The organism is Arthrobacter sp. ISL-95 (assembly GCF_018613695.1).
In the GTDB taxonomy this organism is placed as follows: domain Bacteria; phylum Actinomycetota; class Actinomycetes; order Actinomycetales; family Micrococcaceae; genus Arthrobacter.
The window spans coordinates 217,232-226,312 of record NZ_JAGGPR010000001.1 but is presented as its reverse complement, the minus strand read 5'-3'; the positions used below and the strand labels follow the sequence as shown (position 1 = coordinate 226,312).

General features: G+C 60.3%; 10 protein-coding genes and 1 pseudogene. 3 read left to right on the top strand and 8 right to left on the bottom strand.

Going from position 1 to position 9,081, the window contains the following annotated elements; genetic code table 11:
• A partial coding sequence (locus J7I86_RS01070; protein WP_214814941.1) for an IS30 family transposase occupies window positions 1-473 on the top strand: 473 nt, incomplete at its 5' end.
• Between the two features lie 105 nt (window positions 474-578).
• Here J7I86_RS01070 and J7I86_RS01065 read toward each other — a convergent pair.
• Entirely contained in the window at window positions 579-1,376 is a 798-nt protein-coding gene (locus J7I86_RS01065) for a GntR family transcriptional regulator (protein ID WP_214814940.1), read from the bottom strand.
• On the opposite strand from J7I86_RS01065, the pseudogene J7I86_RS23225 reads away from it, so the two are divergent.
• Window positions 1,312-1,665: pseudogene (locus J7I86_RS23225) on the top strand (HPr family phosphocarrier protein); the annotation flags it as partial. The gene J7I86_RS01065 and the pseudogene J7I86_RS23225 sit on opposite strands and share 65 nt — an antisense overlap.
• Here the strand turns inward: J7I86_RS23225 and J7I86_RS23220 are convergent.
• The 6 genes from J7I86_RS23220 to J7I86_RS01035 all read right to left on the bottom strand — a co-directional run bounded on the left by J7I86_RS23220 (window position 1,666) and on the right by J7I86_RS01035 (window position 7,116).
• The gene (locus J7I86_RS23220) at window positions 1,666-1,806 is read right to left on the bottom strand and encodes a hypothetical protein (RefSeq protein WP_396019840.1); all 141 of its coding nucleotides are present in this window, start codon (window positions 1,804-1,806) and stop codon (window positions 1,666-1,668) included.
• Window positions 1,807-1,936: 130 nt separating this feature from the next.
• Window positions 1,937-2,338, bottom strand: coding sequence for a cytochrome c oxidase subunit 4 (locus tag J7I86_RS01055; protein ID WP_214814939.1), 402 nt, complete (start codon window positions 2,336-2,338; stop codon window positions 1,937-1,939).
• Entirely contained in the window at window positions 2,335-4,059 is a 1,725-nt protein-coding gene (ctaD, locus tag J7I86_RS01050; RefSeq protein ID WP_214814938.1) for a cytochrome c oxidase subunit I, read from the bottom strand. Before ctaD ends, J7I86_RS01055 begins: the two co-directional genes overlap by 4 nt.
• 10 nt (window positions 4,060-4,069) lie before the next feature.
• Window positions 4,070-4,942, bottom strand: a complete 873-nt coding sequence (gene coxB, locus J7I86_RS01045) for a cytochrome c oxidase subunit II (RefSeq protein WP_214814937.1) — start codon at window positions 4,940-4,942, stop codon at window positions 4,070-4,072.
• 183 nt (window positions 4,943-5,125) lie between these two features.
• Window positions 5,126-5,518 (bottom strand): iron-sulfur cluster assembly accessory protein, encoded by a 393-nt coding sequence (locus J7I86_RS01040; protein WP_011774901.1) that lies wholly within the window; start codon window positions 5,516-5,518, stop codon window positions 5,126-5,128.
• Between the two features lie 164 nt (window positions 5,519-5,682).
• Window positions 5,683-7,116 carry a dipeptidase gene (locus J7I86_RS01035; protein WP_214814936.1) on the bottom strand — a complete coding sequence of 478 codons (1,434 nt, stop codon included), beginning with the start codon at window positions 7,114-7,116 and terminating at the stop codon, window positions 5,683-5,685.
• 133 nt (window positions 7,117-7,249) lie between these two features.
• Here J7I86_RS01035 and J7I86_RS01030 point away from each other — a divergent pair, with 133 nt between their 5' ends.
• Window positions 7,250-7,843, top strand: a complete 594-nt coding sequence (locus J7I86_RS01030) for a DUF3043 domain-containing protein (protein WP_214814935.1) — start codon at window positions 7,250-7,252, stop codon at window positions 7,841-7,843.
• 100 nt (window positions 7,844-7,943) lie between these two features.
• Here J7I86_RS01030 and J7I86_RS01025 read toward each other — a convergent pair whose 3' ends face one another.
• On the bottom strand, window positions 7,944-9,023 hold the full coding sequence (locus J7I86_RS01025) for a quinone-dependent dihydroorotate dehydrogenase (protein WP_214814934.1): 1,080 nt from the start codon (window positions 9,021-9,023) through the stop codon (window positions 7,944-7,946).
• Window positions 9,024-9,081: the final 58 nt, after the last annotated feature.

Genomic DNA, 9,081 nt, shown 5'->3' with positions numbered 1-9,081 from the left:
ACCCACAACAACACCGTAAGGAGGGCGACCTCATCACCGGAACCAATAACCAGTCCGCGATCGCGACCCTGGTCGAACGCACCACCCGCTACGTGATGCTCGTACACCTCCCAGGCGACCATACCGCCGAAACCGTCCGGGACGGCCTCATCAAAACCATGGCCACCCTGCCGGCGCACCTGCGCGGATCCCTGACCTGGGACCAGGGTGCGGAAATGGCTGGCCACAAATCCTTCACCCTCGCCACCGACATGCAGGTCTATTTCTGCGACCCCGCCAGCCCATGGCAGCGCGGCTCGAACGAGAACACCAACGGACTGCTGCGCCAGTACTTCCCCAAAGGAACCGACCTGTCCGTCTTCGGCCCCGAAGACCTCGAACACGTCGCCCAGGAACTCAACGGCCGTCCACGCAAAACGCTCGGCTGGAAAACTCCAGCCGAGCGTTTACGTGATTTACTACTAACCACCTAACCAACAGGCATTGCAACGACCCCTAGAAACCGCTATGGACCGGGCCCTTCCTGTGTGCCATCAGATAATCCCGCGGGCCTCCAGAACTTTCAAAACCCAGCAGGGCTACTGTGTACGGTACCCCGAGGAATAGTTCCGTGTAGAGCGAATGCCGGGGCGCTGCAACGGCACCCAGAGCTTGTAGCGGTCAGCCCGGTAGTAAGAGACAGAGTAGTCAACCATTGCACGGGCTACGAAGGCATGGCGTTGAATCTTGAGCAGCGGGGCACCAACGTCAACATTGAGAAGCCTGGCAGTGGAGGGAGACGCCGCAGTGGCCTCAATCATGTCCTCGCCCCACTCCATAACCAAGCCGAACCGTTCGCTCAGAACGTTGTATAGCGAGGTCGGAGGTGCCTCATCGAGCAAACCGGGCACTCGATGCGCAGGAATGAAGTTCTCATCCACGCTCATGGGTTCGTTGTCCGCCAGCAGCAGACGCCGGAACCGTACCAGAGGCGTGCCTTCGTCCAATTGCAGTTCCCTGGCAAGGAACGCGCTGGCGGCGATTTGTTCAAAGCTCAGAACCTTGGCGGCGGGCACCATACCGCGACGCTGCATCTCCTCGCTATAGGAGGTCAATTTCACTTGTAGATCCAGCTTTGGTTTCCTGACGAAGGTTCCAAGGCCAACAACGCGCTCAATAACTTCCTCGCCAACCAAGGCGTCAATGGCTTGGCGGACGGTCATTCGCGCCAGTCCGAACCGTTCGGATAGATCCCGTTCCGATGGGAGCGCGGAACCGGGTGGACAGGACTGGGCAATGAAGGTTCGCAGGATCTCGCGGAGCTGAACATAGATGGGTGTGCCACTGGCTCGGTCGATCTCACCGGCTATGCTTGCTGCCTCAGCCACGGCAGACATCCAGCAATTGAGTCATATTCCAAGGATAAATCAGTCGGCCCGGAGGTCTAGACCAGCACGACCAGAGGTGGAATGCGGTCGGGCCCGGCGGCTACGCTGGTACGGAACATTTTTCAGACGGAATCCGTCGCGTATCAGAGGAGCTGGGTTGCCGGAGCAGAAGACCTTCGTTGCCGCCGAAATTGGTTTGCACGCCCGGGCGGCTGCGGTATTCGTTCGTGCTGTCACTGAGACAGGTCTTCCCGTAACTATCCGCAAGCACGACCGTGCGCCTGTTGACGCCCGCTCTTTACTCGAAGTCATGACCGAGGACTTCGAACACGGTTGCGTAGTGGTCCTGGAAGTAGCCCCAGAGGCTCTCAGTGACGAGCAAACCCTGTCGGGCGCTCCACTCTGCACTCGTGAAGCTTTCGGCTGTCCTGGAGGGCACCCAGCCCTGCTAGAGCTGCCTCCAGAGTGTCCGCGGCGGCGGGCGCCTTGTCGGGGCAACTAACCGTCAGGCCGGACTTAACGACGATGGGCCCCACCAAAAGGTGGGGCCCATCGTTGTTACCAGTCAGTCAGTGGGCGTGATCGCCACGGCTGTATTCGAAAACCCAGCCCACGAGCGCCACTAGTGCGAGGCCACCGGCGACGTAGGTCACCCAGAAGCCGATCGCCAAGCCGAGGAATCCACCGGCACAAGCCAAGCCAAGAACCAAGGGCCACCAGCTCCAGGGGCTGAAGTGCCCCTGCTCGCCGGCGCCTTCGTGAACCTCTGCGTCGGGGCGATCCTCGGGCCGCAACCCGATTCGCTTACCCGTGAACCCGAGGTAGGCACCGATCATGCCTGCAAGGCCACCGACGAGGAGGATGCCCAGAACACCCACCCACTCGTTCCATCCCGTCAGGAAGCCATAGGCGATGGCTACGGGGACGAAGAAGAAGACTCCGGCTCCGAAGAGCCACGATTCAATTTTCATTTGCTGACGTCCCTTTGGTCGGCATTACCCAAAACGGCTGCTGCGGGTGACGGAGCCTCGGCAGTGTGAACCTGGGCCAACTCCGGGTGGTGGAGGTCCAGGGCCGGGCGCTCGGAGCGGATGCGGGGCAAGGAAGTGAAGTTGTGGCGCGGCGGCGGGCAGGACGTTGCCCATTCGAGCGAAGCGCCGAAGCCCCACGGGTCATCCACTTCCACCTTCTTGTTGCTGCGCCAGGTGATGTAGACATTCCAGAAGAACGGCAGGAGCGAAGCACCCAGGACAAAGGAGGAGATGGTGGAGAACTGGTTCATCCACGTGAAGTTATCCTGCGGCATGTAGTCGGCGTAACGACGCGGCATACCCTCAACGCCCAACCAGTGCTGGATCAGGAAGGTGCCGTGGAAGCCGAGGAACAGGAGCCAGAAGTGGATCTTGCCAAGGCGCTCGTTGAGCATCTTGCCTGTCCACTTGGGCCACCAGAAGTAGAATCCTGCGAACATGGCAAACACAACGGTACCGAACACCACGTAGTGGAAGTGTGCCACCACGAAGTACGAGTCGGAAACGTGGAAGTCAAGCGGCGGCGAGGCCAGGATGATGCCGGTCAGACCACCGAAGAGGAATGTCACCAGGAAGCCAATGCTCCAGAGCATGGGCGTTTCAAACGTGATGGACCCCTGCCACAGGGTACCGATCCAGTTGAAGAACTTCACGCCTGTTGGTACTGCGATGAGCATGGTCATGAAGGCGAAGAACGGCAGCAGCACAGATCCGGTGACGTACATGTGGTGGGCCCACACAGTAACGGACAGGGCGGCAATGGCGATCGTTGCGTAGACAAGGCCCTTGTAGCCAAAGATCGGCTTGCGGCTGAAGACCGGGAAGATCTCCGACACGATACCGAAGAACGGCAGGGCGATGATGTAAACCTCGGGGTGTCCGAAGAACCAGAACAGGTGCTGCCAGAGGACCGCACCGCCGTTCTCGGGGTCGAAGATGTGGGCGCCAAAGCGGCGGTCGGCACCGAGTGCGAAGAGGGCAGCTGCCAGTGGCGGGAAGGCCATGAGGACCAGGATTGCCGTAACAAGAATGTTCCAGGTGAAGATCGGCATACGCCACATGGTCATGCCCGGTGCACGCATGCAGATGACGGTGGTGATGAAGTTGACCGCACCAAGAATGGTTCCGAAACCGGACAGCGCAAGGCCAAAGACCCAGAGGTCACCACCCACACCTGGGCTGAACGTCGTGTTGGACAGCGGGGCATAAGCGAACCAGCCGAAGGATGCAGCACCCTGGGGGGTGATGAAGCCGGACACGGCGATGGTGGAACCGAAGAGGAAGAACCAGAAAGCCAGGGCATTCAGACGCGGGAAGGCGACGTCGGGGGCGCCAATCTGCAACGGCATGATGACGTTCGCGAAGCCGGCAAAAAGCGGTGTTGCGAACATCAGCAGCATCACAGTGCCGTGCATGGTGAACATCTGGTTGTACTGCTCTTTGGTCTGCAGGATCTGCATGCCGGGTTCAAACAGTTCGGCGCGGATCAACAGCGCCATGACGCCACCAAGGCAGAAGAACACGAAGGATGCAATCAGGTACATGTACCCGATGGTCTTGTGGTCGGTGGAGGTGATCCAGTTGACGACGATGCGCCCCTTGGACTTAGGAACTACCGGAGCTTCGAGAACCCCCGGTGCGGATTGAGTGTACGTAGCCACGTCGCTTCCCTTACTTGGATTCGTTCAGGTTCGGGTTGCGGTCATATTCCGCACCGAGGAGGCCCGTGTTGCCTTCCTGGCGAAGCTTGTCCATGTGGGCCTGGAATTCAGACTCGGAGACAACCTTGACGCGGAAAAGCATTTCGGAGTGGTATTCACCGCAGAGTTCGGCACACTTGCCATCGAAGGTGCCCTCCTTGGTGGGGGTGAACCTGATGTAGTTCGTTTTGCCCGGGATCATGTCGCGCTTCTGAAGGAAGGCGGGTACCCAGAATGAGTGGATGACGTCGCGGGAGTTCAGCTCCAGATCCACGGACTTGCCGACAGGCAAGTACAGGGTGGGGAGCAGTTCCTTGTTGACCTCATTGCCGGTCAGGTGGGCCTGAACGCCGGCCTCGTGGAGATCTTCATTGATGACCTCGCCCTGCTTGTAATTGAAGTCCCACGCCCACTGCTTGCCACGGACGTCAACAACGACGTCGGCAGGCTGGGAGCGGTCATCAATCGCGCGCTGGTCCTGGTCAGTGAAGTAGAAGAACACCAGCACCATGAACAGCGGGATGGTCAAGTAGAAGACCTCGAGCGGCAGGTTGTAGCTGAGCTGCTTGGGGAAACCCGTGGTGCCCTTGCGGCGACGGTAAGCGATGATGCACCAGACCAAGAGGCCCCACGTGATGATACCGACTGCCAAGGCGGCGATCCATGAGTTGACCCAGAGGTCCATGATCCGGTCAGTGTGGTTGGTCGTGCCGCGCTCTGTAGGCAGCCAACCCTTCTCTACCTCTGGTGAACATCCGGTTAAAACCAACGCGCCGGCTAGTGCCAAGCCAGTGATCGATGTGATCTTTATGCGTCGGCTGCCGGTTCGGTCCTGCGAACTCACAGACGGCCCTTCCTCTTGTTGCTGTCTCCCGGCAGGCCGAAGGCTCACCGGGCACACTAAAAGTTTTACTACCCGATGTAGAGCTTACCGCTATCACGCGGTTTTCGCGCACATGTCAGCGCCGTGGCTCCAAACGATTTCAAACTCGCTCGAAGGGGCGCCGACATGCGGCGATGGCTCACATCAGTGGAACGAATCGCCGCAGGCGCAAGACCCGCCGGCGTTCGGGTTATCGATGGTGAAGCCCTGCTTCGAAATGGTGTCTTCGAAGTCGATGCTTGCGCCGCTGAGGTAAGGAACACTCATCTTGTCGACTACGACCTCAACGCCGTCGTAGTCGCGCACAGCATCTCCGTCGAGCAGGCGCTCATCGAAGTAAAGCTGGTAGATCAGGCCCGAGCATCCTCCAGGCTGGACTGCAACGCGCAGTCGAAGGTCTGTGCGCCCTTCCTGCTCGAGGAGGCTGCGGACCTTGCCTGCGGCGACGTCGGTCAGATTGACCTCGTGCGTGGCCAGTTCGTCGTCGTTGGTGACGAGCTGTGCTCCGGTGCTGTTTTCGTTGGTTGCAGTGCTCATTGGCCTACCTTCTTATGAAGCTCTTGGCGGCGGCGCCGGAACGCTGCCTGCCCTTACCCAATTACGTACGGGTTATAGCTAATGCTACGTCGCGCAGACGCTTAGCTGTAACTCCTGACGTAACCACAGACAGCATTGGGTTGTTCCCGGCGCGCCGTGGGAGTTTACCCGGCCAAGCCGTCGGTGTTGAGCCGGGCCAGCATCAGGGACTCGGCCAGGACCGCGTGCCGGAAGTCTCCGATGTGCAAGGATTCGTTGGCGCTATGCGCGCGTGAGTCGGGATCCTCCACTCCCGTAACCAGGATCTGGACATCCGGATACATTTCCAAGAGATCAGCAATGAAGGGAATGGAGCCGCCTATTCCCATTTCCACCGGCTTGACGCCCCACGATTCCCCCAGCGCCCACAGCGCAACCCGGGCTGCGGCGGAAGTTGTATCCGTGGAGAAGGCGTTGCCCCTCTCCCCCGGAGTAAACGTCACCTTTGCACCGAAAGGCGCATGTGACTCAATGTGCTGTTTCAGGGCAGCCATTGCGGCTTCAGGATCCTGGCCCGGCGCCAACCTCATGCTGAACTTTGCGCGGGCAGCCGGTATAAGCGTGTTGGATGCGACGTCTACGGCCGGGACATCCATTCCAATGATGGAGAGTGCAGGCTTGGTCCACAAACGCGAGGCGATCGTTCCGCTGCCGGCCAGCCTCACGCCGTCGAGCACTGATGCATCGGCGCGGTAATCCGCCTCGGTGAGATCCACCGCCACGTCGTCCCGACCAACAAGGCCGGCCACGGCCACGTTGCCGGCGTCGTCGTGAAGGGTGGCGATGAGCCGTGACAATAGGGTAGGGGCATCGAGCACAGGCCCCCCGAACATGCCCGAATGAACCGCATGTTCCAGGACGTGTACTTCGAAAGTTCCATCCACCAGGCCACGAAGGCTGGTGGTGAGGGCCGGCACGCCCACCTTCCAGTTGCTGGAGTCGGCAACAACGATTACATCGGCCCGGAGAAGTTCCTGATGCTCCTCAAGGAAGGTCCGGAAAGTCGGCGACCCCGCTTCTTCCTCGCCTTCGAAGAAGAAGGTCACACCAAGCCCGAAGTCCTCCCCAAGGACCTCGGTCACGGCACTGTAAGCGGCAAGGTGGGCCATGATGCCGGCTTTGTCGTCGGCGGCACCCCGGCCGTACAACCGGCCATTCCGCTCTTCGGCGACAAAGGGTTCCGAGTTCCACAGGCTCCGGTCCCCGGGGGGCTGAACGTCATGGTGCGCGTAGAGCAGGATGGTCGGTTTGCCCTCGGCGGCAGGTCGGCGCGCGACGACGGCAGGACCACCGGGCGTTCCGTCGGCCTTGTCGCAGCGAAGAATCCGGACGTCCTCCATGCCGGCTTCCTTAACTAAGGCGGCAACGGCGTCGGCACTTCGATCCAGTTCCTTCGGATCGAAGCTTGCCCACGCAATCCCGGGAATAGCCACCAGGTCTTCCAGTGACGCGAGAGTGGCCTCAAAGGATTCGTTGACCGCCGTGGTCAGTGCCTCGACGGGGGTGGAGCCGGAGTGTCCTTGCTTGTTCTGCGGGATCTCCGCATGTGCTGAAGTCATGGGCCACACTTTACCGCCGGGGATTCTCCCTCCGATGCAGGCACAGCCGGAACAGCGGGCTTCACGCAAGTCAAAGGGCGCCGGCAACCGGACACGTAACGTGCACCACCTTCTTGAGGGGTATTCTGTATGGGTGTTCGGACGCAAAAAGGAAGAGCCCAGCGCTCAATCAGTAGTAGATCAGGCCTACGCCATCGCACCGGAGTCCGGTGCAGGAAAGGGCGCACCAACGCCCAAGCGGAAGGACCAGGAAGCGGCCCGCAAGCGCCCGTTGGTTCCCACCGACCGTAAGGCCTCAAAGGCAGCGGAAAGGGTGGCCATCCAAGATCAGCGGCAGAAAATGCGGCAGGCCTTGGATACTGGAGATGAGAAGTTCCTTCCCCTCCGGGACAAGGGTCCCCAGAAGCGGTACACGCGTGACTACGTCGACGCACGGTTCAGCCTGGGTGAATACCTCATGTTCGGAGCATTGCTGTTCGTGGTGGTCTCGTTGATCATTCCGCCCACCAGCGCAGGCATCAGCTACGTCCTTATTGGCTTCTGGATCATGTTCCTTGCCGTCTTCGTGGACGTCTTCATCCTCTCCCGCAAACTTCGGAAGCGCCTTACGGAGAAATTCGGCGAAGTGGAGCGCGGCTCAATCTGGTACGGCTGCATGCGCGCCCTTCAGTTCCGCAAGCTCCGCCTTCCCAAGCCTCAGGTAAAGCGCGGACAGTACCCCGCTTAGGCTTCACACACTGAAGAATCAAGAAGACCCCGGACCAATGGTCCGGGGTCTTCTCTGTTCCGGGCTGTTCCGAAAAGGGGCACCACTCATCCGGCCACCCTCAGCGGGCTGCCCGCCGACGAAGTTTCACAAGGCCCTTATTGATCCGCGAAGCCCAGAAAGGGCCCTCGTAGAGGAAAGCTGTGTAGCCCTGCACCAACGTTGCCCCGGCGTCCAGGCGGTCCTGAACATCCTTCGGGGTGGCAACACCACCCACCGCAATGAGTACAAGCTGGTCCCCTACCGAGCCCTTGAGCCTGCGCAACACGTCCAAGGATCGCTGCTTGAGGGGCGCGCCCGACAAGCCGCCAGCGCCAAGAGACTCTACTTTCGCGGCGTTTGAGAGGAGCCCGTCGCGGGAAACGGTGGTGTTGGTGGCTATGATTCCGTCAAGTCTCAGGTCCAGCGCAAGCCGGGCGACGTCGTCGATATCCTCATCTGAGAGGTCAGGAGCAATCTTGACCAGCAGGGGGATGTGCCGTCCGGCGGCTTCGTCGGCAGCGTCGCCAACAGCCCGCAGGAGGGGACGAAGAGTTTCCACGTTCTGCAGCAATCGCAGCCCCGGGGTATTGGGAGAGCTCACGTTGACCACCAGATAGTCAGCCGCAGGCGCCAGGCTACGGGCACTCATCAGGTAATCCTCGGTAGCGTCGTCGAGCTCAACCAGCTTGGTTTTGCCGATGTTGACTCCGATAATCGGCCGCACGTCCGGGTGCCGCCGCCGCAAAGCAGCCCGTGCTGACTTGAGTCTTGGCGCCACTGCTGCGGCCCCGTCGTTGTTGAATCCCATGCGGTTGATGACCGCTTTGTCCTCAATCAAGCGGAACAGACGCGGCTTTTCATTGCCAGGCTGTGCCTGGCCGGTGATAGTCCCCACTTCTATGTGCCCGAAGCCAAGCTCGGACAAGGCTTCGATGCCGTGGCCCTCCTTATCGAAGCCTGCCGCCAGGCCGAACGGGGAGGGAAACGTAAGCCCCAGCGCCTCTGTGCGAAGGGAAGCGTCAGGGGTGGTGATCCTGGCAAGAATCCTCCCGACGCCGGAACTGTGAGCAGCCCGGATTCCTTGGAAGCCGATCTTGTGGGCCTTCTCGGCATCCATCCAGGAGAAGGCCAACTTGAAGAATGTGGGGTAAACACGCATGGTCCTAGTTTTCCCGCTTACTCACCACTCACCAAACCCGTGACCTGTCCTGCCGCTA

Excerpts from the sequence above, each read along its gene's own strand:
- J7I86_RS01035 (WP_214814936.1), bottom strand. The coding sequence starts at position 7,116 with ATGACTTCAGCACATGCGGAGATCCCGCAGAACAAGCAAGGACACTCC.
- J7I86_RS01065 (WP_214814940.1), bottom strand. The coding sequence starts at position 1,376 with ATGTCTGCCGTGGCTGAGGCAGCAAGCATAGCCGGTGAGATCGACCGA.
- J7I86_RS01055 (WP_214814939.1), bottom strand. The coding sequence starts at position 2,338 with ATGAAAATTGAATCGTGGCTCTTCGGAGCCGGAGTCTTCTTCTTCGTC.
- J7I86_RS01040 (WP_011774901.1), bottom strand. The coding sequence starts at position 5,518 with ATGAGCACTGCAACCAACGAAAACAGCACCGGAGCACAGCTCGTCACC.
- J7I86_RS01025 (WP_214814934.1), bottom strand. The coding sequence starts at position 9,023 with ATGCGTGTTTACCCCACATTCTTCAAGTTGGCCTTCTCCTGGATGGAT.